The organism is Thiovibrio sp. JS02, assembly GCF_053485635.1.
Map to the genome: position 1 here is coordinate 857,633 of NZ_CM130715.1, position 24,900 is coordinate 882,532.

23 protein-coding genes and 1 tRNA gene are annotated in these 24,900 nt (G+C 59.0%); 18 read left to right on the top strand and 6 right to left on the bottom strand.

Annotation, left to right across the window (positions count from 1 at the left end; translation table 11 throughout):
* Positions 1–79 precede the first annotated feature (79 nt).
* From ACUUL3_RS04100 to ACUUL3_RS04145, 10 genes are all read left to right on the top strand, one after another.
* Positions 80–778, top strand: a complete 699-nt coding sequence (locus tag ACUUL3_RS04100) for a DUF3800 domain-containing protein (RefSeq protein WP_448554833.1) — start codon at positions 80–82, stop codon at positions 776–778.
* A complete protein-coding gene (locus ACUUL3_RS04105; protein WP_448554835.1) occupies positions 778–1,260 on the top strand; it encodes a hypothetical protein in 483 nt (160 codons plus the stop codon). Before ACUUL3_RS04100 ends, ACUUL3_RS04105 begins: the two co-directional genes overlap by 1 nt.
* Positions 1,261–1,423: 163 nt before the next feature.
* Positions 1,424–4,816: a DEAD/DEAH box helicase family protein gene (locus tag ACUUL3_RS04110; protein WP_448554837.1), complete on the top strand. Its 3,393-nt coding sequence runs from the start codon at positions 1,424–1,426 to the stop codon at positions 4,814–4,816.
* 58 nt (positions 4,817–4,874) lie between these two features.
* On the top strand, positions 4,875–5,789 hold the full coding sequence (locus ACUUL3_RS04115; RefSeq protein ID WP_448554838.1) for a DUF5655 domain-containing protein: 915 nt from the start codon (positions 4,875–4,877) through the stop codon (positions 5,787–5,789).
* Between the two features lie 71 nt (positions 5,790–5,860).
* Entirely contained in the window at positions 5,861–6,562 is a 702-nt protein-coding gene (locus tag ACUUL3_RS04120; RefSeq protein ID WP_448554840.1) for a DUF3800 domain-containing protein, read from the top strand.
* Between the two features lie 2 nt (positions 6,563–6,564).
* Positions 6,565–6,990 carry a hypothetical protein gene (locus ACUUL3_RS04125; protein WP_448554842.1) on the top strand — a complete coding sequence of 142 codons (426 nt, stop codon included), beginning with the start codon at positions 6,565–6,567 and terminating at the stop codon, positions 6,988–6,990.
* Positions 6,991–7,315: 325 nt separating this feature from the next.
* On the top strand, positions 7,316–7,597 hold the full coding sequence (locus ACUUL3_RS04130) for a DUF503 domain-containing protein (protein WP_448554844.1): 282 nt from the start codon (positions 7,316–7,318) through the stop codon (positions 7,595–7,597).
* A 182-nt stretch (positions 7,598–7,779) separates the two neighbouring features.
* Positions 7,780–7,854, top strand: a tRNA-Val gene (locus ACUUL3_RS04135).
* Between the two features lie 354 nt (positions 7,855–8,208).
* The gene (locus ACUUL3_RS04140; protein ID WP_448554846.1) at positions 8,209–9,108 is read left to right on the top strand and encodes a putative RNA methyltransferase; all 900 of its coding nucleotides are present in this window, start codon (positions 8,209–8,211) and stop codon (positions 9,106–9,108) included.
* A gap of 99 nt (positions 9,109–9,207) precedes the next feature.
* On the top strand, positions 9,208–9,633 hold the full coding sequence (locus tag ACUUL3_RS04145) for a hypothetical protein (RefSeq protein ID WP_448554848.1): 426 nt from the start codon (positions 9,208–9,210) through the stop codon (positions 9,631–9,633).
* An 18-nt stretch (positions 9,634–9,651) separates the two neighbouring features.
* Here ACUUL3_RS04145 and ACUUL3_RS04150 read toward each other — a convergent pair whose 3' ends face one another.
* Positions 9,652–10,323 (bottom strand): DUF2293 domain-containing protein, encoded by a 672-nt coding sequence (locus ACUUL3_RS04150; protein WP_448554850.1) that lies wholly within the window; start codon positions 10,321–10,323, stop codon positions 9,652–9,654.
* Positions 10,324–10,525: 202 nt separating this feature from the next.
* Here ACUUL3_RS04150 and ACUUL3_RS04155 point away from each other — a divergent pair, with 202 nt between their 5' ends.
* The gene (locus ACUUL3_RS04155) at positions 10,526–10,900 is read left to right on the top strand and encodes a cupin domain-containing protein (RefSeq protein WP_448554852.1); all 375 of its coding nucleotides are present in this window, start codon (positions 10,526–10,528) and stop codon (positions 10,898–10,900) included.
* 605 nt (positions 10,901–11,505) lie between these two features.
* The gene (locus ACUUL3_RS04160) at positions 11,506–12,588 is read left to right on the top strand and encodes a cytochrome-c peroxidase (protein WP_448554854.1); all 1,083 of its coding nucleotides are present in this window, start codon (positions 11,506–11,508) and stop codon (positions 12,586–12,588) included.
* A 356-nt stretch (positions 12,589–12,944) separates the two neighbouring features.
* On the opposite strand, the gene ACUUL3_RS04165 is transcribed toward ACUUL3_RS04160, so the two are convergent.
* Complete coding sequence (locus ACUUL3_RS04165) at positions 12,945–15,050, bottom strand: DNA topoisomerase 3 (protein ID WP_448554856.1); 2,106 nt, start codon at positions 15,048–15,050, stop codon at positions 12,945–12,947.
* Between the two features lie 193 nt (positions 15,051–15,243).
* Between ACUUL3_RS04165 and ACUUL3_RS04170 the strand changes: the two genes are divergently transcribed.
* Positions 15,244–15,906 carry an ion transporter gene (locus tag ACUUL3_RS04170; RefSeq protein ID WP_448554858.1) on the top strand — a complete coding sequence of 221 codons (663 nt, stop codon included), beginning with the start codon at positions 15,244–15,246 and terminating at the stop codon, positions 15,904–15,906.
* Here the strand turns inward: ACUUL3_RS04170 and ACUUL3_RS04175 are convergent.
* On the bottom strand, positions 15,903–16,157 hold the full coding sequence (locus ACUUL3_RS04175) for a hypothetical protein (RefSeq protein ID WP_448554860.1): 255 nt from the start codon (positions 16,155–16,157) through the stop codon (positions 15,903–15,905). The two genes, ACUUL3_RS04170 and ACUUL3_RS04175, sit on opposite strands and share 4 nt — an antisense overlap.
* 258 nt (positions 16,158–16,415) lie before the next feature.
* Between ACUUL3_RS04175 and ACUUL3_RS04180 the strand changes: the two genes are divergently transcribed.
* From ACUUL3_RS04180 to ACUUL3_RS04195, 4 genes are all read left to right on the top strand, one after another.
* On the top strand, positions 16,416–16,925 hold the full coding sequence (locus tag ACUUL3_RS04180) for a hypothetical protein (protein WP_448554862.1): 510 nt from the start codon (positions 16,416–16,418) through the stop codon (positions 16,923–16,925).
* A gap of 50 nt (positions 16,926–16,975) precedes the next feature.
* Complete coding sequence (locus tag ACUUL3_RS04185; RefSeq protein ID WP_448554864.1) at positions 16,976–17,662, top strand: triose-phosphate isomerase; 687 nt, start codon at positions 16,976–16,978, stop codon at positions 17,660–17,662.
* A 115-nt stretch (positions 17,663–17,777) separates the two neighbouring features.
* Positions 17,778–18,689 (top strand): DUF362 domain-containing protein, encoded by a 912-nt coding sequence (locus ACUUL3_RS04190; RefSeq protein ID WP_448554866.1) that lies wholly within the window; start codon positions 17,778–17,780, stop codon positions 18,687–18,689.
* A 15-nt stretch (positions 18,690–18,704) separates the two neighbouring features.
* The gene (locus tag ACUUL3_RS04195; RefSeq protein ID WP_448554868.1) at positions 18,705–20,288 is read left to right on the top strand and encodes a 4Fe-4S binding protein; all 1,584 of its coding nucleotides are present in this window, start codon (positions 18,705–18,707) and stop codon (positions 20,286–20,288) included.
* A gap of 19 nt (positions 20,289–20,307) precedes the next feature.
* On the opposite strand, the gene ACUUL3_RS04200 is transcribed toward ACUUL3_RS04195, so the two are convergent.
* Complete coding sequence (locus tag ACUUL3_RS04200) at positions 20,308–22,488, bottom strand: ATP-binding protein (protein ID WP_448554870.1); 2,181 nt, start codon at positions 22,486–22,488, stop codon at positions 20,308–20,310.
* Between the two features lie 3 nt (positions 22,489–22,491).
* Entirely contained in the window at positions 22,492–23,346 is an 855-nt protein-coding gene (phnD, locus tag ACUUL3_RS04205) for a phosphate/phosphite/phosphonate ABC transporter substrate-binding protein (protein ID WP_448554872.1), read from the bottom strand.
* 298 nt (positions 23,347–23,644) lie between these two features.
* On the opposite strand from phnD, the gene ACUUL3_RS04210 reads away from it, so the two are divergent.
* Positions 23,645–24,019, top strand: coding sequence for a hypothetical protein (locus tag ACUUL3_RS04210; protein ID WP_448554874.1), 375 nt, complete (start codon positions 23,645–23,647; stop codon positions 24,017–24,019).
* A gap of 110 nt (positions 24,020–24,129) precedes the next feature.
* On the opposite strand, the gene ACUUL3_RS04215 is transcribed toward ACUUL3_RS04210, so the two are convergent.
* Positions 24,130–24,687 (bottom strand): tetratricopeptide repeat protein, encoded by a 558-nt coding sequence (locus ACUUL3_RS04215; protein WP_448554876.1) that lies wholly within the window; start codon positions 24,685–24,687, stop codon positions 24,130–24,132.
* Positions 24,688–24,900 lie beyond the last annotated feature (213 nt).

Here is a 24,900-nt window from a genome sequence, read left to right on the forward strand (position 1 = left end):
CCTTCCTGCCCCAAGAGTTCCGCGACATCGCCGCAGCGGCTAGCCGGGCGGAAGGCCGTACGATTGTCGGAGTCATGCCATGAAATTTGAAGTCTACTGTGACGAAGCCCACCCCGAGATGTTCACCAGTTCCAACCCGAGAGGGCAATACCTGATGATCGGCAGCCTGTGGCTCCTGGCGGACCTGAGGGACGAAATCAAGCAGAAGATTCTGGAACTGAGGCAGCGTCATCAGGCCTGGGGGGAGATCAAGTGGAGCAAGGTATCACCCAACCGGCAGGCTTTCTACCTTGATCTTGTCGATCTCTTTTTCAGCTATGGGAACAACCTCCGCTTCCGCTGCATCGCCGTGGATCGGCAGCAGGTCGATCTGGACCTGCATGAGAATGACGGCGAATTGGGTTTTTATAAGTTCTATTACCAACTCCTCCATCACTGGATTTTTGACTTTAACGAGTACCGGATTTTCTGCGACGCTAAAAGTAACCGTGACCCCAAGCGTCTGCCGGTTCTGCAGCGTTGCCTGACTCGCGCCAACCTCTCTTCGGAAATTCAGTCGATCCAATCGCTCCCGTCGAGGGAGGTAGTATTGATCCAACTGTGCGATTTGTTGCTTGGTGCGGCCAGCAGCCGCCTGAATGGAACTCTCCGGCAGGGAGCGGCCAAGACCGCTGTTATTGCCCGGCTGGAATCTGAATTGGGAAGGATGTTGGCGCCGACATACAAGGGGGAGGAAAAGTTCAATATCTTCCGGATTCGCTTGCAGGGGGGCTGGTAATGGCGCTGCCGCCTCTGGTGCATTATGAAACGGTGGCCGAATACCGCGAGCACTATGAAAATATTTATTGCCGTGGGATTATTTATACGTCCGACGGCATACGAGTCTATTTTTCTGCCGCGAAGTTCGGCCATGTATTCTATGAAAGCAGCGCCCGCGACGGCGGTAAAGACGTTTTCTCTCCGGTCCGCGCCCAGCGCATCGACTGGATCAGGGCGACCTTGGAACATCCTGAAGCGTATCTTTTTCAGGGGTGGAACAAAAAGACCCGCCTTTATGATGAAACCCGACGGGTAGCGGTGGTCTACGAAGATTTCGTGGTGGTCATCGCCTTGAGTCTGAAGAGGGATAATTCGCTGAAAGCGAATTTCATCACCTGTTATCAGGCAGAAAACAGCATCGGTGTGATCCGACGATCTCCGTTCTGGTCGCGGGAAGGTTGTTTGCTGAAGCTAGCGGTCGAGCCGGGCGGTGTAAGGTAGGCATGAAAAAAGCCGCTGATTCGCTACGCGGGTTCAGCGGCTGAGACCTCGATAGATTCAAAGCCGATAGGCAGTGAATTCATTTATTACTGTAGCCTTATTTCCTTTTTTGTCAAGGCCGTATCTGTCTACTGGCCCTGACTGATTTGTAAGGGGATTTATTATGAGCAACTTCGCCTTCCTGCCCAAGGAGTTTCGCGACATCGCGGATTCGGCCGCCAGGGCGGAAGGCCACATCATGGGCGACCCGCGCGGGGCCTGCTTCCACGCCCGCTTCACCCTGGAGGCGGCGGTGCACTGGCTCTACCGCCACGATTCCTCACTGCGCCTGCCTTACGACAACAGCCTCGGGACGCTGCTGCACGAACCCTCCTTCCAGAATCTGCTGCCGCAACCGGTCTTTCAGAAGGCGCGCGTCATCCAGAAGCTCGGCAACCAGGCTGTCCACAGCCAGCGACCGGTGCGCCAGTACGATGCCTTGCAGGTGGTGAAAGAGCTGCACCATATCTGCTACTGGCTGGTGCGCACCTATGCCCCCGCCACCCCGCTTGCCGGGGTGATCTGGCAGGACGACCGGGTGCCGAAACAGGCGAAAGACGAGGAGGTCGTCTCCCGCAAGGAGCTGGAGAAGCTGGAAGCGACCCTGGCCGAGCAGAACCGGAAAGACCTCAAGCAGCAGCAGGAGCGTGACGCTCTCGATGCCGAGCTCCAGAAGCTGCGCGAGGAACTGGCCAAGGTCCGCGCCGCAGCGGAACAGACCACCGACACCCACGACTACTCCGAGACAGAGACCCGTCGCTACCTGATCGACGTTGACCTCCATCGTGCCGGTTGGCCCCTGGATAAAAAACGCGACCGGGAATATGAAGTCCCCGGCATGCCGAACAACAAGGGGATAGGCTACGTTGACTACGTGCTCTGGGGGGACGACGGCAAGCCGCTGGCCGTGGTGGAGGCGAAGAAGACCACCGTCGACTCGCGAGTTGGCCAACAGCAGGCCAAGCTCTATGCCGACTGCCTGGAACAGATGCACGGACAGAGGCCGCTGATCTTCTATACCAACGGCTACGAGACCCGGCTGTGGGACGATCTGAGCTATCCGCCGCGGAGGGTGGCCGGGTTCTACAAGAAGGACGAGCTGCAGCGCTTGATCTTGCGCCGCAGTCAGAAAAACAGCCTCGACGTGGCCCGGATCAAGGACGGTATTGTCGAGCGTTATTACCAGAAGCGCGCCATCGGCTCCATTTTCAACCAGTTCACCCAGGCCAGGCGCAAGGCGCTGCTGGTGATGGCCACCGGCACCGGCAAGACCCGGACCGCCATTGCCCTGGTGGACGTGCTGCAACGGGCGGGCTGGGTCAAGCGGGCGCTCTTCCTGGCCGACCGGGTGTCGCTGGTCAACCAGGCGGTCGGGGCCTTCAAGGCGCACCTGCCGGAATCGAGCCCGGTCAACCTGGTCACCGAAAGGGACACCGAGGGCAGGGTCTACGTCTGCACCTATCCGACCATGCTGAACCTGATCGATCAGACCGACGGCGGCGAGGCCCGCTTCGGGGTCGGTCACTTCGATCTGGTGGTCATCGACGAGGCGCACCGCTCGGTCTACCAGAAGTACGGGGCGATCTTCCGCTATTTCGATTCCATGCTGGTGGGGCTCACCGCCACGCCACGGGAAGAGGTGGACCGCAACACCTACGATTTGTTCGAGCTGGAGCCGGGGGTGCCCACCGATGCCTACGAGCTGCAGACCGCCGTTACCGATGGCTTCCTGGTGCCGCCCAGGGCGCAGCAGGTTGACCTCAAGTTTCCCCGCGAGGGGATTGACTACGAGTCGCTCAGCGAGGAAGAGAAGGAGCAGTGGGAGAGCCTCGACTGGGGGGATGATGGTGACGAGCGCGGCATGCCGACCCAGGTCAATGCAACGGCGATCAATAACTGGCTGTTCAACCGGGACACGGTGGACAAGGTCCTCCAGCACCTGATGGAGCACGGCCACAAGGTCGACGGCGGCGACCGATTGGCCAAGACCATCATCTTCGCCCGCAACCATAAGCATGCCGAGTTCATCGAGGAGCGCTTCAATCACCATTACCCGCATTACAAAGGGCACTTCGCGCGGATCATCGACAACTACGCCACGTACCCCCAGAGCCTGATCGATGACTTTTCACAGAAGGGCAAGGCGCCGCACATCGCTATTTCGGTCGATATGCTCGACACCGGTATCGACGTGCCCGAGGTGGCCAATCTGGCCTTCTTCAAACCGGTTTACTCCAAGATCAAATTCTGGCAGATGATCGGGCGCGGCACCCGTCTGTGCCCCGAGTTGTTCGGACCGGATGAAGACAAAGAGGATTTTCGCGTTTTCGACTTCTGCTTCAATTTCGACTTCTTTAACGAGAATCCGCAGGGCATCGAAGGGGGCGGTGGGGTGCCTCTGGCCATCCGTTTATTTCGAGCCCGCGTGCAGTTGCTGGGGCAGATGCAGCAGTTGCCGGAACTGGACCCCGAAGCCAAACTGCGTGAAGGGATCACCTCGGGGCTCCACGAGGAAGTCACGGCCATGAACCGGGAGAACTTCATCGTTCGCATGCACCTGGAGGCGGTGGAGAAGTATCAGGATCGCGGGGCCTGGGACAAGCTCGGGGAAGAGGACCGCGAGGTGTTGCAGCGCGAGGTGGCCTGTCTGCCGAGCGAGCTGGCCACCGATGACATCGAATCGCGTATGTTCGACCTCGTCGTGTTGCGCATGCAGCTCGCCCTGGCCGAAAACGACACCAACACCCTGGAGAAGCATCGCCTGAAGGTGGTTGAGATCGCCATGCTGCTGGAGGATAAGGCGACCATTCCGATGGTTAAGGCGCAGTTGAGTTACCTGGCTGCACTTCAGGAGACCGGTTTCTGGGAAGGACTTAATTTAGAGATGCTGGAGGAGATGCGCCTGCGCCTTCGGGATCTGGTGCCTCACATCGACAAGAAGAAGCGCAAGATCGTCTACACCGACTTCAAGGACGAGGTTCTGGGGGTGCGGGAGCCCGAGGCCGTTTATATGCCCAGGATGACCGGCGCCCAGTATGAAAAGAAGGTCAGGGACTACCTGCGCAATCATCTGAACCACATCGTGATCCATCGCCTGAGAACCAACCAGCCGCTGACCGAGACGGACCTGAAGGGATTGGAGCAGACCCTGTGCGAGATCGGCGAAGAAGACGGCCGGACCTTGCTCAGTAGTTTGCTGGCCCGCAGCGGCGCCCCTTCACTGGCTTGGTTCGTGCGCAGTCTGGTCGGTATGGACCGGGCGGCGGCACAGGCCGCATTCTCGCAATTTTTAAACGACCGCAGCCTCACCGAACCGCAGATGCGCTTCGTGGAGACGATCATCGACCAGCTCACCGCCCGCGGCGTGATGGAAGCCTCGGCGCTCTACGAACCTCCGTTCAGCAACCTGCACGCCGGGGGGCCGGATGCGCTGTTCGCGGGCAAGAATAAGATCATCGACGGAATCTTCGGAGCGTTGAAAGACGTTCAGGTCGGATTGAAGGGGCAGTTGGGATAAAGGTATCGTGGATTGAGGTTCGCCGATCGCAGAAGGGTAGAGAGCCATAGGATGGGAAATGAGTGATATCAAGTTGTTCCAGATTTTGAAAGGCGGGGTGCAGGAACTTGAAGGGCGCGCTGCTTCGGTTGAGAAGTCGTTGCAGGCCCAGATGGAAGCTCATCTTGAGGCCTTCCTTGGGGTTCGCTTTCTCGCCACCGAATACTCCACCGGAAAGACCCATGGCGGTCGGATCGACACCCTGGGGATCGATGAAAACGGTTGTCCGGTCATCATAGAATACAAGCGGGCCATGAACGAAAACGTCATCAACCAAGGCCTCTTTTACCTTGATTGGCTGATGGACCATAAAGCGGAATTCACCCTTTTGGTCATGGAGAAAGTGGGCAAAGAGAGCTCCGACGCCATTGAATGGTCAAGCCCGAGACTCCTTTGCATTGCCGGGGATTTTACCAAGTACGACGAGCATGCCGTGCAGCAGATCAACCGAAACATAGAACTGATTCGCTATCGGCGGTACGGGGACGACCTGCTGCTTTTGGAACTGGTCAATGCGACAACGGCAGTTGTTGCGGTATCCGACGTGCAAAAGCCTGATAAGCAGGGGAAGAACCAATATAAGACTGTGACGGAATATCTGGCCCAGGCCAAACAGGAACAGAAAGACCTGTATGAGGAAATAAAGGCGTATTTGCTGGCCATGGGGGATGACGTACAGTTTAAGGCGCTGAAATTTTACTTCGCTTTTAAGCGGATCAAAAATTTTGCCTGTGTTGAGGTGCACCCAGGCACAGGGAAGATATTGATTTTTGTTAAGGTAGACCCAGAGTCCATTGAGCTGGAGAAAGGTTTTACCCGTGATGTTTCAAATGTCGGCCACTTTGGTACCGGTGATTTGGAGATATCAATCGGCTCAATGAACGATTTTGAAAAGGCCAAGCCTCTTTTGCTGAAAAGCTACGAAGCGAGTTGAGAAGAGGCGGTGTAGGCGGTGTACGGGGTAATTTTTATTTGATGCAGTGAGACAACCAGAGAGAAGACGCCATGAACATAGAAGTATACTGCGACGAGGCATATCCTGACCTGCTATCGTCTCAATCCAAGCAGGCAAAGTATATGTTTATAGGCAGCCTCTGGCTGAAAGGTGAAGATCGTGAAAGATTTAAGGCAGCCATCCACGAACTACGTGATCAATACAAGGTGGGAGGAGAGTTCAAGTGGAACAAGGTTTCCCCTTCGCGAATCGATTTTTATAAAGATCTTCTACACTGGTTCGTCGCGCAGGGTGAAGAGCTACGATTTCGCTGTATTGCCATTGATAGCAACCAAGTTGACCTGCTGCACTTTCACGGTAATGACCAGGAATTGGGGTTTTACAAATTCTATTACCAGTTGATTCACCACTGGATTCACGAATGTAACGACTACCGAATTTTCTGCGATTTTAAAAGCAACCGAAGGCGAGATCGTCTCCATGTTTTACAGCGATGTCTTCAGAATTCTCATTTATCCGCAACTATCTCTTCTGTGCAGGCTATCCGTTCCAATGAGTCTGTACTCGTTCAGTTGGCTGATGTCTTGGTTGGGGTTGCCTCGGCTAAATTGAATAAAAAAATTACGTCCGGGACAGCCAAAGCCGAACTTGTTGAGCATTTTGAAAATGTTATTGGCAGGCCAATCGCCCCAACAACTCTTTGTGAGAAAAAATACAATTTATTTCGTATTAACTTTGGGGGTGTTTGGTAGTAATGGCATATCCTCCTTTAGTTAATTATCAGACAGAAATAGAGTATCAATCCCATTTTGAGCAATCTTATTGCCAAGGGCCAATCATGACTTTTGATGGTATCCCTGTTCGGTTCAAAAGGGATGATTTCTCTCATGCATTTTTCGAATCCGTGCATGCAAAGGATGATACTTTCTCGCGGCAAAGGGCAGAGCGGATCGAATGGATCAAAGCAGCATTACAAGATCCACAGAGTGAAAGATATATTGGTTGGGATAACAGGAGAAAAAAATACGACGGGCAAAGAAGAGTGACTGTCGTGATGGGAAATTACGTCGTAATTATTGCCCTTAACAGGCAGAGAGATAACGCAAGGTTTATTACGGCATATGTTGCAGACAGCGGACGCACAATAGGAATGATCAGAAAGGGCCCGAAATGGGCATAAAAAAACCGCTGATTCGCCAGGCTGGCTCAGCGGAGGCCTTTTTAGATTCTACTACCACTGGTAGAGAACAAAAATACTGTTACACAGTTTCTGGGCGTTGTCAATAGGGAAGGAAATAGGAAAAAGTCAGCAATGTTGGATAATCCCTTGATATTTCTGATAAGCCCGTCCGGATTTGAACCCCTGACGCTGCGAAGGAAGCGTGGTGGTAGTGTGGAGTAAGGGGCAATTTTTATCCTGGACGCAAACTTGTGTTGCCGGCGGAGGGCGCTCTTTTAACTTTAGATAGTCCGTTCTTCACCTCTTCTGAGACCTGGAGTTGCTGATGGAGACCGTGTTGATGGTTGTCGATTTCCACCTGGCCGGTTGCCGGTCGCTGAAGGAAAAACGCCATCGCCTGTCCGGCATCCGGGACAGGTTCGGGAAGGTGAGCAATGTGGCGGTCTGCGAAAGCGATTTTCACGACTCCCTCCAGCAGGCCCAGTGGTCCTTTGTCGTCATCGGCCTCAGCCGGGCAAAGATCGATCAAACCCTGGCCGGAATCGAGCAATTCCTGCAGACCGGGGTCGATGCCGCGATAATCGGGGTTGAGGTGCAGGGCAAATAGATCAGGGGGGGCGCGGGAGCCGTCCGGCAGGCAGGCCGGGTTGGTTGTGAATTTTTTCTCCCCGGCCCGGCCGCGGGTTCCTTGCCCGGGGCTGGGAGGAGATACCGGCAAATACCTCGGCGCGGAGACAAAGATCCCTTGTTGCCGGCGGTGGAATGTACTATAGTCACCTGAAATCATCAGGGCGATTAGCTCAGCGGGAGAGCACTGCCTTCACACGGCAGGGGTCACTGGTTCAATCCCAGTATCGCCCACCATTGTGTCCGGAGCACGGGTGTGAATCTTGATCCTCCCCAAGGCTCCGGAGCCTTCCCGGCGAACCTTTTTCACCCCTCTGCCTACGGGGCAGGCTCAAGCCCCCATCCTCCGCCCCTTCTTGACATTCCCCTCATCCACTTTCTTCCGTACCCTGCCCGCAGTGAGGTTTGAAAACCTGCCGCAGCTTTATTTCCCGAAATCGGGTAAGCTGTACCCTCAAATCCGGGAGCGTGGAAACACCCCCTGGGCGTTGTTCGCCTGACTCGCCGGGCAAAACAAATGAATCTGCCCATCCTGCATGCGCGCCCCATGGTCTGGTCATGGCGCTGATGGGTTCAGATAAGGATCCGCGCATGACCTCCATTCTAAAGTGCCCGGTTTGCCGGAAACCGCTGCTGCCCTTCGCGGCCGGTTACCGGTGCGCAGCCGGCCACAGCTTCGATGCCGCCCGCCAGGGCTACGTGAACCTCCTTCTGGCCCACAGGAAGAATTCCAAGGTGCCGGGGGACGATCCGGAGATGATCGCCAGCCGGAGGCGTTTCCTGGACCAGGGTCATTACTGCCGGATTTCCGACCTGCTCAATCAGGCCATCGGTGAACTCCTCGCGGGCCTGCCGCAAGCCGGCAGGCGCAGCGTGCTGGACGCCGGCTGCGGGGAAGGCTTTTATCTTGAGCGTCTCAAATCCGCCCTGACCTTGGCGGGCGCGGTCCACCCGGCCATTGATTATTACGGGGTGGATGTTTCCAAGTTTGCGGTGCGCCAGGCCACCCAGCGCGACCGGGGCATGGCCTGGTTCGTGGCGAGCATCAATGATCTGCCTTTTCTCGATGGAGGACTTGACATCGTGCTCAACGTCTTTTCCCCGGCCAATATCCCGGAGTTTGCCCGGATCCTGAAGGCAGGCGGCAGCCTCGTTTTTGTGAGCCCCGGCCCCAGGCACCTGAACGGCCTGCGGGAGATCATCTATCCCATCACCAGGGAGCATGAGGCGCCCTCCATCACCGAAAAGGCAAAGGAGTTTTTCTCTCCGCCGGTGGTGTCGCGGATCACCTACCCCCTCGAACTCATCGGCAGCCGGACGATCATGGACCTTTTGGCCATGACGCCCTATTTCTGGAACATCGACCGGCAGACCCACGCCAGGGTGGCGGCGCTGGACCGCCTGGCCCTCGATGTCGACGTGGAGATCCGGATCTTCCGAAAAAGGTGCGGGGCAGGGGGGGGATTGACGGGAAACTTGACTTTTTCTTGACCGTTCCGGTGGATTCGCGGAATAAATTATGGTTTCTCCGCGCTGGGCGGAGTTTTGCCCCGATGGGGTGGAGTGTGCAAGGATTTTAAAGAGGAGAACATGGAGTTTTTCGAGTTTGCCGAGGTTCTGACAAGCGAGGAGGGGATCAGGAGCAGGGTCACCATCGAGACGCTTCCCCTGTATTGCGAGGATATCGAAGAGGTGGACGAGGCCGAGGAGCTGGGCCGGGTGATCTACTTTCGCCACTGGGGCCGTTTTCACATCGCAAGCGCCAATGTCCTTGGCGGGGTGCGCTTCTGGGTGCCGGACTGCCCCAACGCCCTGGCCTGGACCGTGACCACCGGCCATCCGCCATGCCCGGAGAAGATCGTCCTCCACGCCACCATCAACCGCCTGGAGCACAGCCCGGACTTCCTGGCGGCGACCAAATCGTTGCTCGCCACCCTCAAGGCCGGTCTGGAAGGAAATTTCGCAAGCGAATCCAGCCAGGTCCCTGCCAAGCCCTTCCGCATCCCCTGTCTGTAAAGCTGCTTTTTCGGCAATTCAGGCCAGGGCCTTTTTGAGCGGGCACTCTGCCGCCACCTCGCGTCCTTGGCGATAGGCCGCAAGCAGCGCCACGGATTGGGCGGCGAGCTCTCTGCGCACCTCTCTTCTCCTGCCCTTTACCCTGGCGATCCGCATGGAATCATAGGCCGTGGTCGCATGCCGCAGCCAGGCGATGACCGCAGCCTCGGCGCGCCTGGCCACCGGGATGCGTTCGGTCCTGGCCACGGTGCCGCTGCCCACCGGGGTGGCGTGGCTGGTGACTTTTTCGGCCAGCAGCTCCGCCTCCTGCCGGTAGCGCGGATGAAAGGCGAGGAAGGCTTTCACCGCGTTAAAGAACTCCCCTGCATATGCTTGGTTTTTGGCCGCCCGCCGGGCCAGATCGCTTTCCCGCCGTTGGGCGTAGGCAGGGGTGGCCCGCTTGGCCGCAACCTCCTCTTGGGCCGCGAGAATATCGTCCTTGTCGGCCCAGATCCCCGTGGCGATCAGCCGCCGGCCTTTTCTGACCCGCACGACCCAGGTCGGCCCCTTGGCCTTGATGCTTCTGGTGATCGCCGCGTCGCCGGCCGGGAGAAAGGCCCAGTTGTCGGGCGGGTTGAGCGGGTCGCCCGCCTCGGAGAGAACTGTTCCTTCCCCGCGGCCGGGCCGCACCATCCGATGTATATGCGTCATAATCTCTGGGTTGCTTCCTTCATTGCTGCATTTTTTTGAAGGCCTGGGCTTGTTGTCTTGAGACCCAGCCCGGTAAACTTGCCATTTGACTTAGGTCAAGGCCGGGCAGCAGCCGAGGCGGTAGAAAGAGGGCTGAGAATCTTGGCTTGCAATTGTATCCGCATCCTTAAAAATCACGGAGGGAAAAATGAGGCGTTTTTTTATGTGCTGTCTTGCCTGCTTACTGTTGGCTGGGCCGACTTTGGCGCTGGCCGGAAAAGAAAACCCCGTTGCCGCTCAACAGGAGGTTGTCAACCTGAGGCAAGCGATTCAATATTCCGACCAGGCATTTGTGAAAAAGCCGATCTTTACCGGCGAAAACTACCTCATCATTTTGTTTGCCTTTGCGAAAGGCCAGCGGCTGGAGGCCCATACAGTCCCGGTCGACGCCTTTGTGCAGGTCCTGGAAGGGACCGCCACGGTAGTGATAGACGGGAAAGAGTATGAAGTGGCGGCAGGCGAAAAGATCTCCTTGCCGAAGAATCTTCCCCACGCTCTTGCCGCAAAGGAAAATTTCAAGATGCTGCTGGTGAAGTGATTAGGCGCTCATGGCTGCCTGCTCTGCGCTGGCCTTTGGCGCAGAGCAGGTTTCTGTCCTAATGCGGCCTTGTTTTCGGCATCTCCTCTCTGGCTGTGCCCCCCTTGCCCCCTCCTTGACGAAATATCCTTCCTCCCGCCAGCCCGAGCTGTCGTTGACCATTTTCCCCTTCCCATCACCAGCGTAGCGCGTATTCCCTTTTTTACACCCCCCTGAATTGTGCAAAAAACGCGTCTTGTCGCCCATGCCTTTCAGTCTGCTTCATCTGTTAGGAGATGGTTAGGCGAAGATTAAAAATCAGCAATATCGATCAAAATGCTTGACAGGAAATCCTGACAATTATAAAAGGGTGAAAAGTAATCATTATCAAATAGTGTGAATTCTATTTTTCATACTCCATTGATTTTAAAGAATAAAAAAATAAATGGGAAATTTATGCTCCCGAATCGTCTAGTGGCTGAGGCGAAATGGAGTGCCTGTTCATAACGAATATTGCCTGGCAAAAAATGTGCAAAGGGGGTGATGGCGGAGGGGGGAAGGGCAATTATTGGACAGGGCATGATTTTTAAAAAACTAACTTTTTAATACCTTTAAGGAGAACACCAATGATGAAGAAAATTATTTACGCAAGCGCCTTGCTCGGCGCCACGGTTTTGGCCGGTTCCGCACTTGCCGCCCAGCAGGGCGGGGGAGCACAGCAGAGTGACATCGTGCGCCTGGGTCATATGATGTACATGGACGTGGATTTTTCCTACAACTCCACCCAGTCCTGCCAGACCTGCCACCATCCCCGCTCCGGCTTTGCCGACCCCACCAACAGCCAGGATCCCTTTCACACCGTGGTTTCCACCGGTGCGGACGGGGTGAGCAAGGGCGGCCGCAACGCGCCGACCTCTTCCTATGCCGGCTACAGCCCGGCCCTGCATAAGGATCCCGCAACCGGCGCCTGGGTGGGCGGCATGTTCTGGGACGGCCGCGCCACCGGCCTTACCGAGAACCTGGCCGATCCTCTGGCCGAGCAGGCCCAGGGGCCGCCATTGAACCCGGTGGAGATGAACATGCCCAGCGCCGCCGCCGTGGTGGAGGCGGTGCGCAACTCCCGGTACGCCGACCTCTTTATCCAGGTCTTCGGCGCCAATGCCTTTGCCAATGTCAGCGAGGCCTACGACAACATCGCCCGCGCCATTGCCGCCTTTGAGCGGTCAAACTCCGTGCAGCGGTTTGCCTCCAGCTATGACGCCCGCACCCTCACTGCCCAGGAGTCCAACGGCCTTGCCCTTTTTGAGGCAAACTGCAGCAAGTGCCACGCAACCACCCCGGCCAACGGCGCGCCTGTCGCCTTGTTCACCAACTACAGCTACGAGAACATCGGCGTGCCGGCCAATCCGCTTTTGGCAGGCAACCCCACCGACCTTGGCCTGGGCGGTTTCCTGGGCGATGCGGCCGAGAACGGCAAGTTCAAGGTGCCCACCCTGCGCAACGTGGCCCTGACCGCCCCTTATGGCCACAACGGCTACTTCCCCACCCTGAAGGACGTGGTCAGCTTCCACAACTCCCGCGACACCGGCAACTGGCCGGCGCCCGAGGTGGTTGAGAACCTGAACACCACCGATGTGGGCAACATGGGTCTGAGCGACGCTGAAGTCGATGACATCGTCGCCTTCCTGGCCGCACTCAGCGACAGATAAACGGCAACAAGAAAACTCCTTTCTCCTTCTTGCCGCGAGGGGGATATCCCGGCTTTAGCCGGGATATCCCCCTTTTTTTTATTTACGATGCAAGATGGGCCTTTCCCATTGGCACACAGCCGAGCAGCACAGCATTGGCCGAAAAGGGGCTTGCACTGTTTGAGGCGAAGCCGAGTTTGCAAGACCCCGGGCAATGCGAGCAGCGCAGGGAAGGGCGAAGCCCCAAGTGACACCGGGGGCCTTTTCTTTTGGTTCGTTTTCTTTGGGCAAGCAAAGAAAATGAACATAAAGCTTACAAGTTCTTTTTCTGATTGTCTCGGGAGTATTTTTTCCATCCTCCAGAGGATCAATCACTCTTATTCTTTGCTCTCCTCTTCTCCCTCGGGCTGCTCCGCCTTCTGTCCCTTTTGCTGCCGGTCGGCAGAAGGCAGAGCAAGAGCCATGACCACGCCCTGGCTGGAGAGGACCAGCATCCGCGGTTCGCTCTCAATCCGTACGGGCTGGGGCAGGATTCGCTGCTGGAGGAGCAACTGCACCTGACGGGGGGTGAGATTCACCCCTTTATATTCCGGCGCAAGGACAAAGGGGCAGCCCTCTTTCCAGCCCGAGCAGCCGTAGGCGCGGTTGCCCTTGACCACCTCCCGGCCGCAGAGCGGGCAATTGCCCCAGCGGCTGGAGTCCACTTCTTCCGCAAGGCCCCTGGCAATGAGGGTGCGGATGTAATTGGAAATCCCGCCCATGAACTCCTCTGGCCCAAGCTGGCCGCGCTCGATCTTCTTCAGCTTCTCCTCCCACTCGCCGGTCATCTCCGGCGATTTGAGGAGCGGGTCCCGGATCAGGGCGATGAGGCAGCGGCCCATGTCTGTGGCAAGCAGCTGCTTTTTTTCGCGGCGGATATAGTTGCGGCCAAGCAGGGTTTCGATGATGGCGGCCCGGGTGGCCGGGGTGCCGATGCCGCGTTCCTTCAAGGCCTCGCGCAGGGTATCGTCCTCCACCAGTTTGCCCGCCGCCTCCATGGCCCCGAGCAGGGAGTTTTCGGTGAAGTGCTTGGGCGGGGCGGTCTTGCCCTCGCGCAGGGTCGGCTCATGGGGCCCTGATTCGCCCGGCGTGAAGGCCGGCAGGCTCTGCTCCTCGCCCGGGTCCGGCTCTGCCTTTTTCGCGGCAAAAAGCGCGCTCCAGCCCGGCTCGATCACCTGGGTGCCCTTGGCCTGGAAGCTAACCTCGTTGCTGAGCCCGTCCACGGTGGTGATCTTCTTGAGGCAGACCGGATAGAAGGCGGCGATGAACTGGGTGGTGATGGCCTCGTAGACGAGCTGGTCGTTGGCCGGGAGATTGCGAGGAATGACGCCGGTGGGGATGATGGCGTGGTGGTCGCTCACCTTGCCATCGTCGATGATCCGCTTGCTGAATGGCAGCTTGCCCAGATTGAGGGGCGCGATTGCCTCGGCGCGGATGGCCTTGAGCTGCTCGAAGATCTTGGGGATGCGCGGCTGCAGATCCTTGCTCAGGTAACGGGAATCGGTACGCGGGTAGGTGATGAACTTCTTTTCGTAAAGGTTCTGGGCGGCGCTCAAGGTGTCGGCGGCGGAAAGGCCGTGCGCCTTGTTGATCTCCCGCTGCAGGGTGGTGAGGTCGAAGAGCTGGGGCGGCTGCTCTTTCTTCTCCTTGCCGGCCACCGCGGTGATGGCAAAGGGCTGGCCCATGATCCTGTCGAGCAGGGCCTGGGCCTGCTCCGGCTTTTCAAAGCGTTTGCCCGTGTACCTGAACACCACCTCCCGGTACTTGCTGGTGAGCTCCCAGAAGGGCTGGGGCCGGAAGTGGAGAATGGCGTCGTCCCGCTCCACGATCATGGCGAGAACCGGGGTCTGCACCCGGCCGATGCTCCAGAGCACCCGGTCCTGGCCGCCGCCGATCCGGCCGTGGCGCACGGTATAGTAGCGGGTGGCGTTGAGACCCACGATCCAGTCCGACTCGCTGCGGCAGCGGGCCGCGGCATAGAGGGGGTCGTAGTCGTGGCCGTCCTTGAGCTCCTTGAAGGCCTCGGAGATGGCGTCCGGGGTGAGCGAGTTGAGCCAGAGGCGGCGGATGGGCTTATCCTCGCAGTTGCACATGGCCAGGATGTAGCGGAAGATCAGCTCGCCCTCCCGGCCGGCGTCCGTGGCGCAGACGATCTCTTCGGCCTCTTTGCAGAGGGATTCGATCACGGCAAACTGCTCCGCCACCCCCCGGTTCTTGATCAGGGTCAGCTTGAACTCTTCCGGGACAAAGGGCAGGGTGGCAAGGGACCACTGTTTGAGGGCCGGCTCGTAGTCGCCGGGCTCCTGGAGGGTGACCAGATGGCCGAAGGCCCAGGTGACCGCGCAGCCGCGGCCCTCGATATAGCCCTTCTTCTTGCCCCTGATCGTAAGGACCTCCGCAATGTCCCGCGCCACGGATGGCTTTTCTGCGATGATGACTTTCATGGTACGATTTTCTCGCGCTCGTTCCTTTCCGCATGTTGCAAAGGAGACAGGATTCTGCTCCTGCCGACCTTTCTGGTACCCCAAGGGCCGCACCATAAACCGAATTTCCGGCAGACGCAAGCAGGGGCGAGGGGCAAGGAAAGAGCAGTCCGCCTGTCGCGGGGCGCGCAAAGAACAAAACTATCTCGCGACCATGAAAAAGAGTCAGGACCAAAGCTGGAAAAACCGCTTACGCCAGATCATTTTCGAGGCGGACACCCCGGCCGCCAGCTTTTACGGCATCGTCGATCTTCTGGCCGTTATCCCCACCCATGTAAGCATCCTCATCCCGGGCAGCCAGTCGCTCATCGTGGTCAGGATTCTGCGTCTGCTGGGTGTCTTCCGTGTATTTACGCTGGGCGCCTATCTCAGCGAGGCCACCATCACCATGACGGCCCTGTGGGCGAGCTTGAAAAAGATCAGCGTCTTTCTCTCCGCCGTACTGACCACCGTCGTCATCATCGGTTCCCTGATGTATGTGATCGAAGGGAAGGCGCACGGCTTTACCTGCATCCCTCCCGCGATCTACCGGGCCATCCTCACCCTGACCACCGTGGGCTATGGCGATATCCTGCCGCAAACCCCGCTGGGTAAGGCCTTGGCCTCGGTGGTGATGGGGCCATCGGCTACGGAATCATCGCGGAGCCCACCGGCATTGTCTCCGTGGAGATGGGCAGGGCCGCCGGGAAGGGTGTTTCCGCCCAGGCCTGCCCGCAATGCCCGGCAGAAGGCCATGCGCAGGATGCCAAATTCCGTAAGTACTGCGGGGCGGTGCTCTAAGAGAGGCCAGGCGGGGGCTTTGCCCTTATGCCATTAAAACCTGTTCATCTTGTCCGTAATCCGGGTGGCTTTTTCGCATTGGGTGCCCTGTTTGGGGTTGCAGTCGATGAGAATACCCATCACCTTGTCTGCGGTCTTGTAGCAGTGGGCATCCTCCAGCCGGCCCAGGATTTCGCCCATCAGCTTGTTGAATTCCTGACATTTTTCAAAATCGGAAGAGGCGCGTTGGTGCAGGTCTGCTGCCTTTTTGAGGTCTTCCTGGATATCTTTGGGAATGGTTTCCGCCATGGCTTGGTCCTTTGCTGGCCGGGAAAATTGTGGATAAGCGCCTAATGTAACCGGTTGCCGCTGATCTGCCTCATCTTTTTCGCTGAGAAGGAAGAGGAGAATGCAGGCTGCACTGCTTTTTCTCCTGCGCCGGACCGTCGGTCTTTTGTATAATGCAACAACCGGGATTTATTTCCTCTTCCCATTGCCCGGCACGGAGACAATCACCCGCGTACGCGGCTTGTTGAAGGCTAAGGCCCTCTGCCGCAACGGAGCACCATGCAGATCTACAACATAATCGCAGGCAGTATCCTGCTTCTCTTCGGCAGAAAGTTGTTCTGGCTTTTTCTCGGCCTTGCCGGCTTTCTGTTCGGGATGGAGATGACGCCATTGTTTTTTGCGCATCAAGCGCAGTGGCTGCAACTGGCCATTGCCCTGGGCATGGGCTGCCTCGGCGCAGGGGTGGCAATCCTTGCCCAGCGCCTTGCCTTTGCCGTTGCCGGTTTCTTTGCCGGCATGTACCTGGCCTTGGCTGTGGTCCATTTCATTGGCCTGCCAGACAGCAATATTGTGTTTCTCATCACCTTTGCTGCAGGGCTGGTCGGTGCTATTCTCGCGACCGTGATCATGGATGAGGCGATTACCATTCTTGCCTGTCTGCTGGGAGCTGGCGCGATTGTCGGCGAACTGCATGTCGGGCTGTTCATGAAGATGCTGGCCTTTGTCATCCTGGCCTGGGCCGGCTTTTTGTTTCAAAAAAAAATCCTGACCATAAAAAGAGAGGGATAGGCCGCCGGCGGGTTTGCCGGACAACTTCTTCCCCCAAACACGGTGATCGTATGGGCAGATACCTCCTTGCCAACTGGAAATCCCACAAAACCTTGGCAGAGGCTGAGGCGTGGCTTGAAAAATTCCGGCATAGCTATCGGCCTGCGCCAGGGCTTAAGGCGATCATCGCCCCGCCTGCGCCATTTCTTATCCCCCTGTGGGAGAAGCTGCAAAAAATGGAGATCGCCGGTCTGGCCCTGGCGGTGCAGGATCTCTCCCCCTTTCCCTTGGGTTCCTATACCGGCGGGGTTGCGGCCGCCATGGTCAGGGATTTTGCCGATTACGCCATTGTGGGCCATTCGGAGCGGCGGCGCTACTTCCATGAGACCCACCAGGAGATCGCCAACAAGGTGAGCGAAGCTCTGACTGCCGGCATGACGCCGATACTCTGCGTGGACCTGCCCTATGCCAGGCAGCAGCTTGCCGCCATCGACGAAAAGGAGGCGGCAGGGCTTATCATCGGCTATGGGCCGGTTGAGGCCATCGGCATTGATGCTGCGCAATCCCTTGCCAAGGCAAGCGAGGCCATTGCCGCCATCCGGGCCATGGCGCCGGGCAGGCCGATCCTCTATGGCGGCTCCATCAACCGGGAAAATGCCGGCGCCTATGCCACCCTGGCCGGGCTCAACGGCTTGATGGTCGGGACTGCCAGTCTGGAGCCGGAGGAGTTTGCCGCCATCGGCAGCGCCTTCGCCTAGCCGGCGCTTGCCTGGCAAGCCGGGGAGGTGGTTTGCTTTGACAAGCTTCTTTTGCTCAACCATAATTATCAGAAACGTATCGTCTTACGACCAACCTTTGTTGCGAGGTGAAGGTATGGACAGGAGAGAATTTCTCAAGCAGGTGGCCCTGTGGTCTGCCGGCCTCAGCGTCAGTATCCCCCATTTTACGATCGGCGAGACCTTTGCCGCCGAGGGCGCGCCGCCGCTTCTGAGCCATGCCACCGGCAAGGAGTATGCGGCCCTGGTGGAGAGGGTGCTTGCCCCCTTGGGCGGCATGGCCAGGTTCGTCCGCCCCGGCGACCGGGTGGTGGTCAAGCCCAATATCGGCTGGGACCGCAGCCCGGCCCAGGCGGCCAACACCCATCCCCTGGTGGTCAAGGCCCTGGTGGAGCAGGCGTTGGCTGCCGGCGCCGGCGGGGTCCTGGTTTTCGACCGCACCTGCAACGAGGAACGGCGCTGCTATGTGAACAGCGGCATCCAGGAGACCCTGGCCGGGATCAGGGACAAGCGGATCAAGGTTTTCCACCCGGACGGCCGCAAATATGTGCCGGTGGACATCAGCCGGGGCAGGGCGGTGAAGCGCCTGGAGATCTACCGGGATGCCCTGGAGGCGGACAGCTACATCAACGTGCCGGTGGCCAAGCACCATGGCCTGAGCCGCCTGACCCTGGGACTCAAGAACAGCATGGGGGTTCTCGGCGGCAACCGGGGCGCCATGCACCACAACCTGGGCCAGAAGCTGGCGGACCTGGCCACGGTTATCCGGCCCAAGCTCACCGTGATCGACGCCACCCGCATCCTCCTGGCCAACGGCCCCCAGGGCGGCGATCTCAATGATGTGCGGGTGCTGGACACCCTGGTCGCCTCGGTAGACCCGGTGGCGGCCGACGCCTATGCCACCACCCTCTTCGGCCTTGAGCCTAAGGAGATCGCCTCCACCGTGGCCGCCCATGCCCTGGGCTTAGGCCAGATGGATCTCAAGAAGATCAAGATCGTTGCGGCCTGAGCAAGAGATAAGCAGATGGCACAGAAAGGCAAAAAGGGGATTCCCCTCTACTACTGGCGGCGGCTAAGCCAGCTCATCTGCCTGGCCCTCTTTTTCTTCCTCTTTATCAAGACCGACTACTCGGGCAGCGATACCATCGCCTATGCGGTGAACATCCTCTTCCGGCTCGACCCCTTCCTGGCCCTGGCCGCCTCGGTGGCGGCGGGCTTTTTCATCGCCCTCATGCTGCCGGCCGCCGTTACCCTGCTGCTGACCCTGATCTTCGGTCGTTTCTTCTGCGGCTGGCTTTGCCCCATGGGCACCCTGCTCGACGGCTGCCACCGGCTGATTCAGCCGCAAAGTGAGGGGAGGGAGGGGCGCTACCGGGGGCTCAAGTTCTCTCTCCTGGGCTTTCTCCTGATGGCCGCCTGGTTCGGCCTGCCCATGGCCGGCTACCTCGACCCCTTTTCCGTCCTGGTCCGGGCCCTGGCCCTGGCCGTGGATCCGGCTGCGAACGCCCTGGCCACCACCTTTTTCACCCATACCTACCAGCAGGCGCCTGCCTGGCTGAACAATTTCACCGAGCCGCTCTATGCCTTTTTAAAGGCCACCATCCTGCCATTCAACCAGAAGTATCATGAGCTGGCCCTGTTCAGTTTAGCCATCCTCCTGGCGGTTTTTCTCCTGGAGCGGCTTGAGAGGAGATTTTTCTGCCGCAACCTCTGCCCCCTGGGCGCCCTTTTTGCCCTGACCGGTCGCTTTGCCTTCCTGCGCGGCAGGGCTGGGAGCAAGTGTGGCAACTGCCGCAACTGTCAAGAGGTTTGCCGGATGGGGGCCATCGATGGGGAGCGCAATATTTCGCCTGCGGACTGCAACCTCTGCCTCGACTGCCTCCACCACTGCCCGGGCAACAAGATCAGCTTCACCTTCAAAAGGCCGCAGCCGGCTCGGCCCGCCTTGGCCATTTCCCGCCGCGGCTTTCTGGGCTCCCTGGCCGTGGGCGCCATGCTGCCCTTTGTCCTCAAGGGCAGGACCTTGGCCAGACAACCCGACCCCTTCCTGATCCGGCCGCCCGGCGCGCTGCCTGAGGAGGAATTTGTCGGCCGCTGCGTGCGCTGCGGGGAGTGCATGAAGGTCTGCATCGGCAACGGCCTGCAGCCCGCCTTTCTCCAGGGCGGGCTTGAGGGGATGTTTTCTCCGGTCCTGAAAGCCCGCACCGGTTACTGCGAGTACAACTGCACCCTCTGCGGCCAGGTCTGCCCCAGCGGCGCGATCCGGCTTCTGCCCCGGGAGGAGAAGAAGAAGGTGAAGATCGGCAATGCCTGGTTTGACCGGGACCGCTGCCTGCCCTATGCCAAGGGGATTCCCTGCATCGTCTGCGAGGAGCACTGCCCCACGCCGGACAAGGCCATCAAATTTCGGGAGGTGACGGTGGCGGACAGCCGGGGCGGGCAGGTGACGGTCAAGCAGCCATATCTCGTCGATGCGCTCTGCGTGGGCTGCGGCATCTGCGAGGCTAAATGCCCGCTGCCCGGGGCCTCGGCGGTGCGGGTCACCAGTGCCGGCGAGAGCCGCGACCCGGCCAAGGCCTTGCCTGAGACCGGAGCGGGTGGCTATTGACCCGGGGAGGAGGTGGAAATCAGCCGGCCAGCACCCTGTCGATCTCCATGGACAGATCCCCCACATTGAAGGGTTTGCTGAGCATGGCCGCAAAACCGTACTCTCGATAATTGGACATCACCGGGTCGTTGGAATAGCCGCTGGCCACGATGACCTTGGCGTGGGGGGCGAAGGCGAGCAGTTCCCTGATCGCTTCCTTGCCGCCCATGCCGCCGGGAATGGTAAGGTCCATGATGACCAGATCGATGGGCGTACCCGCTTCCAGGTGCGCACGGTAGAGCCGCAGGGTTTCCCGGCCGTCCGCGGCGAGGATCACCGTGTAGCCGAGGTGTTCGAGGACGTCCCTGGTGATGGCCCTGATCATCTCGTCATCGTCCATCACCAGGATTCTTGCCTGGCCCGCCGCCTTCTTGATTCTGACCATGGGTTCTTCGCTTATCTTTTCCCAGGGAGAGGCGGGGAGATCGATGATGAAGGAGGTGCCGATTCCCTCCTCGGATTCCACGGTAATCCGGCCGCCGTGTTTGGTAACGATGGAATGGGTGACGGCGAGCCCCAGGCCGTGCCCCTCTTCCTTGGTGGTGAAATAGGGATCGAAGATGCTGTCCAGCAGATGGGCGGGAATGCCGCACCCGTTGTCGCGGATGACGATGCGCACATAGCTGCCGGCATCTCCGTCATGCGTCTCCTGTCGGACATTCCGGCAGGAGATGTCCACCACCCCGCCGCCGGGCATGGCCTGGGCCGCGTTGAGGATGATGTTCTGGATAACCTGGCTGATCTGGCCCGAATCCACGGAAACCGGCCAGAGGTCTTCGGCCAGATGAAAATCGCCGCGCACATTGCTGCCCCGCAGGACGAATTCGGCCGAATCCCTTATTACCTCGCCGATGGCGGCCAGCTGCTTGACGGGTTCGCCGCCCTTGGCAAAGGTGAGGAGCTGGCCGGTCAGTTTCCTGGCCCTGAGGGAGGCTTTTTTCGCCGCTTCCAGCAGGGCGCGGGCCCCGGCCTCGTCGCCGGTCCGGCGCATGGCGAGATCGATGTTGCCCAGGATGGCGGCCAGGATGTTGTTGAAATCGTGGGCGATGCCGCCGGCCAGCACCCCCACCGATTCCAGTTTCTTGACCTTGAGCATGTCCGCCGCCATCCGGTTTTTTTCCGTTTCATCCCGGAAAACCAGGACCGCGCCCACCAACTCGCTCTGCTCGTTGCGGATGGGCGCGGCGCTGTCGGCGACATCCCGTTCCGTCCCGTTTCTGGCAATCAGCAGCGCCTGGTCGGTCAGCATGGCGACTTGTTCGGTCCGCAGCACCATTGCCACCGGGGTTTCCAGCGGGGTGCGGGTTTCGGCGTCAACCAGCCGGAAAACCTCCGCCAGAGGGCGTCCGGCCGCCTCGCGTTGCGTCCAGCCGGTGAGCCGTTCCGCCGCCTTGTTGAGCAGGATCACCCGGCCTTCGATATCGGTGCTGATCACCCCGTCGCCGATACTGCGCAGGGTGACCATCAGCCGTTCCTTTTCGGCGGCAAGCTCATGCTCGGCTCGATTGCGTTCCACCATCTCCCGATGGAGCTCTTCCACCGCCCCGCTCAGCTCCCTGGTCCGTTCCTCCACCCGGGCTTCCAGCAGGTCATGGCTCTGCTGCAGTTCCTCCTCAACCCGCTGGCGTCTGACGATTTCCCGCTCCAGAGGGCGGATGGCCATGAACCTCAGCAGGTACCACAGCACCATGCCGATGAAGGCCGTGACGGTCAGGGAGAAAAGGAGCAGATCCTGTTTGAACCGCTGGAGAGGCGCTTCGGACACATCCCGGTCCTTGGCGATCTCCAGGGTCAGGAGATGCCTCCCCTCGAAATGGATCGGGGTGGAGGCAAGGAGGACGTTGTCGGCGGGCAGCTCGCGCTTGAATTCGGCCAGGGTTTGGCCCTGGGGAAAAAAGGCGTGGATGGAGGTCACCTCCGGGGTATTCCGCCCCCACTGGAGAAGAAACTGCTCCACCTTGCCGAACTCCTGTCGCAGCATGGGTTCGACCACAAAGGCGCCGATCAGCTCCAGATCGTGCCGGGCCTTTTCATCCTGTTCCAGGGTGTGGTTGTGTTTTTCCCGCAGAAAGAAAAAACTGTCCAGCCCGACCAGGAAGAGGGCCAGGGCCAGCATGAAGGCCAGAAGGGTCTGTCTGTATTTCCCTGCGGAAAGCGGCATGGATCAATCTCCCGGCATGGGAGCGAGATTGCGGGCGATGTGGCGGAGTCCGTCGTAATCCCTGTCAGTGGCCGGAGTCATGCCGGTGGCGGTCTTCTGGATCGCGGTGAGCACCGCCGTATCCTTGAGTTGCAGCAGGGCGCTGCGCAGGCTCTCCACCAGGGGCGCGGGCAGTTTTTTCCCCGCCAGGAAGAGATGCTCGGGAATGGGCGGGCTTCTGGCCAGAATCCTTAACCCCCGGGACGCGTATTCATGGAAGACCTCTTCCTTCAGCCCGCCCGCGTCGTAAAAACCGCCCACCACCGCGAGGGCCACATCGTTGTGGGAATGAAGAAAACTGTAGCGGCTGAGCCGGTCGACGCCCAGTCCCGCCTCCCGCAGCATGTACCGGGGCACCAGGGTGCCCATGGTGGAGTCCTTGTCGCCGAAGGCAAAGCTTTTTCCGGCCAGATCCTGAATGCTTTTGAGGGGCCCGTCACGCCGTACCGCGATGACCCCGTGGAACCGGGCCTTGCCGTTGCCTTCCACCGTGGCGAGAATGGTTTTGCCGCCGTGGCGCTCGGTCAGCTGGACATAGGCAAACGGGCCGACAAAGGCAAGATCCGCCCGGTCCTCGCCCAGCCGCTCCTTGTGATCTTCGTAAGACGGAGAGATGCGGATCTCGATCTTTTGCCCGCTTTTCAGTTCCAGATAACGGGTGAGGGGGGTGAAGCGCCGCACCAGTTCCGGGGCGTGGAGATAGGGGTGAATCCAGAACTCAAGGGGAGGCTCCGCGGCCCGGGCCGGAGCAGGGGGCTGGATACAGAGAAAGAACAGCAACGGCAGCAGTCGCGCGGCGTACGTGGATAAAAAACTCATATGCATTCCCCACGGGGTTTACGTTCAGATCGTTAGCCTACAATGTAGCATGAACCGTTGCGAAATTAAATTTTTTCTTTCCGTTACAGCCAGTTGAATGCCATCTGTCGGCCGGATCCCGGCCAGGGCCGGCTTCTCCCGTTCCGGCCGGAACGGCGACCCGACTGAATCGTGAAAAATCCATGCCCTCCTTCCCGCCCGCCGACAAAATCTTTGACTTGTGCCGCCCGGATGCGCAATCATGGAGGCAGAGGAGAGGATCTCCTTTCCCATTCCTTGCAAGGAACAACAGGAAGTCATGAAAATCGACATTACCCGCGAGCCGCCCGCCGATATCTACCGGGATCTGGGCAAGTATTTCCGGATCTCCATCGCCCTGCTCTCCCTGGTGGCCTTCGGGCTGCTGCTCATGGTCTATGGGATGGTCCGGGGCGGTCCCCGGACCGAGCTTCTGGAGACCGTGTCCCTGATCCTTTTCGTCGGGCCGGGATTGCTCTTTTTTTACTTTGGCGGGAAGCTCAAGGCATACAAGGGGCTGGTGCCGGAACAGCAAAGAGAACTGGCCGCTCTGGGCCGCAAGCACCCCCAGGTCGCCGTTTATTGTTCGTTGGTGGCCAAACAGGGCCGGGCACCGATTTTCGCCGAGTACGAGGCCTGCAAGAAGTGGAAGTGATTCAGTGATTCAGAAAGGTCGGCAGGGAGCTGTTTCGTCCCTGCGGGCGGGGCGGGATAAAGAAGGGGGCCGCCCCATTGGCAGCCCCGTGTTTCAGGTATTGTCGACGATTAATGCTCCAGCCATTTTTCGAGCTTCCGCACCTCCTCATTGGTAAGGACAATCGAGAGCGGGCCGCGCTCGCCCTCGAGCAGCGCCATGGAGCGGTCAAAGAGGGTGCGGGTGTTGCCGAAACTGTGGGCAAAGCCCGCGGTCTCCAGGTCGGAATAGGCGACAGCCGCCTTGAAGTCGCGCAGGGCGTCTTCCTCGCAGCCGACCTCGCTCTCGATGATGCCCCGGGCGAAATAGGTCACTCCCCGTTCCTCGTTGAGGGCGATGGCGTGGGTCAGATCCTCCAGGGCGTCCTCGTACTCGCGCTTGCCGAGATGGGCAATGCCGCGGTAGTAGTAGCCGCGGTCGTTGCCCGGATCAAGAGCGACCACCGCGGAAAAATCATCGATGGCCTTGTCCGGTTCATTGGTTTTCAGAAAGGCCACCCCGCGGCTCAGGTAGGTCCTGACCGGGTCATAACCGGCTTCGTGGGCCTGGGTGAACGCCTTGATGCTTTCCGGAATGCGCCCTTCGATGAAAAAGTTCTGTGCTTCGTGGAAGAGTTCTTGGGTTGTCATGGCGAACCTCCTTCCCTCGCTGGGAGGGAGAAAGTATATTTTGTGCTGCCGATTGGGGAAAATCCCCCTTTATGTTATAAAGATAAGCATGATAATTTAATATTCAAATATCCAATTCAATGGATATTTGAATATTCCATCTCTGTCTGGCCGGGAAGACCACCGGCCCTGCGGACAAGGACTGGTCCTGGGGGCTGGCAGCGGGTATGATCA

What these genes read in the sequence shown, in the direction of transcription:
- ACUUL3_RS04100 (WP_448554833.1), top strand. Translation starts at nt 80, where the DNA reads ATGAAATTTGAAGTCTACTGTGACGAAGCCCACCCCGAGATGTTCACC.
- ACUUL3_RS04105 (WP_448554835.1), top strand. Translation starts at nt 778, where the DNA reads ATGGCGCTGCCGCCTCTGGTGCATTATGAAACGGTGGCCGAATACCGC.
- ACUUL3_RS04110 (WP_448554837.1), top strand. Translation starts at nt 1,424, where the DNA reads ATGAGCAACTTCGCCTTCCTGCCCAAGGAGTTTCGCGACATCGCGGAT.
- ACUUL3_RS04115 (WP_448554838.1), top strand. Translation starts at nt 4,875, where the DNA reads ATGAGTGATATCAAGTTGTTCCAGATTTTGAAAGGCGGGGTGCAGGAA.
- ACUUL3_RS04120 (WP_448554840.1), top strand. Translation starts at nt 5,861, where the DNA reads ATGAACATAGAAGTATACTGCGACGAGGCATATCCTGACCTGCTATCG.
- ACUUL3_RS04125 (WP_448554842.1), top strand. Translation starts at nt 6,565, where the DNA reads ATGGCATATCCTCCTTTAGTTAATTATCAGACAGAAATAGAGTATCAA.
- ACUUL3_RS04130 (WP_448554844.1), top strand. Translation starts at nt 7,316, where the DNA reads ATGGAGACCGTGTTGATGGTTGTCGATTTCCACCTGGCCGGTTGCCGG.
- ACUUL3_RS04140 (WP_448554846.1), top strand. Translation starts at nt 8,209, where the DNA reads ATGACCTCCATTCTAAAGTGCCCGGTTTGCCGGAAACCGCTGCTGCCC.
- ACUUL3_RS04145 (WP_448554848.1), top strand. Translation starts at nt 9,208, where the DNA reads ATGGAGTTTTTCGAGTTTGCCGAGGTTCTGACAAGCGAGGAGGGGATC.
- ACUUL3_RS04150 (WP_448554850.1), bottom strand. Translation starts at nt 10,323, where the DNA reads ATGACGCATATACATCGGATGGTGCGGCCCGGCCGCGGGGAAGGAACA.
- ACUUL3_RS04155 (WP_448554852.1), top strand. Translation starts at nt 10,526, where the DNA reads ATGTGCTGTCTTGCCTGCTTACTGTTGGCTGGGCCGACTTTGGCGCTG.
- ACUUL3_RS04160 (WP_448554854.1), top strand. Translation starts at nt 11,506, where the DNA reads ATGATGAAGAAAATTATTTACGCAAGCGCCTTGCTCGGCGCCACGGTT.
- ACUUL3_RS04165 (WP_448554856.1), bottom strand. Translation starts at nt 15,050, where the DNA reads ATGAAAGTCATCATCGCAGAAAAGCCATCCGTGGCGCGGGACATTGCG.
- ACUUL3_RS04170 (WP_448554858.1), top strand. Translation starts at nt 15,244, where the DNA reads ATGAAAAAGAGTCAGGACCAAAGCTGGAAAAACCGCTTACGCCAGATC.
- ACUUL3_RS04175 (WP_448554860.1), bottom strand. Translation starts at nt 16,157, where the DNA reads ATGGCGGAAACCATTCCCAAAGATATCCAGGAAGACCTCAAAAAGGCA.
- ACUUL3_RS04180 (WP_448554862.1), top strand. Translation starts at nt 16,416, where the DNA reads ATGCAGATCTACAACATAATCGCAGGCAGTATCCTGCTTCTCTTCGGC.
- ACUUL3_RS04185 (WP_448554864.1), top strand. Translation starts at nt 16,976, where the DNA reads ATGGGCAGATACCTCCTTGCCAACTGGAAATCCCACAAAACCTTGGCA.
- ACUUL3_RS04190 (WP_448554866.1), top strand. Translation starts at nt 17,778, where the DNA reads ATGGACAGGAGAGAATTTCTCAAGCAGGTGGCCCTGTGGTCTGCCGGC.
- ACUUL3_RS04195 (WP_448554868.1), top strand. Translation starts at nt 18,705, where the DNA reads ATGGCACAGAAAGGCAAAAAGGGGATTCCCCTCTACTACTGGCGGCGG.
- ACUUL3_RS04200 (WP_448554870.1), bottom strand. Translation starts at nt 22,488, where the DNA reads ATGCCGCTTTCCGCAGGGAAATACAGACAGACCCTTCTGGCCTTCATG.
- phnD (WP_448554872.1), bottom strand. Translation starts at nt 23,346, where the DNA reads ATGAGTTTTTTATCCACGTACGCCGCGCGACTGCTGCCGTTGCTGTTC.
- ACUUL3_RS04210 (WP_448554874.1), top strand. Translation starts at nt 23,645, where the DNA reads ATGAAAATCGACATTACCCGCGAGCCGCCCGCCGATATCTACCGGGAT.
- ACUUL3_RS04215 (WP_448554876.1), bottom strand. Translation starts at nt 24,687, where the DNA reads ATGACAACCCAAGAACTCTTCCACGAAGCACAGAACTTTTTCATCGAA.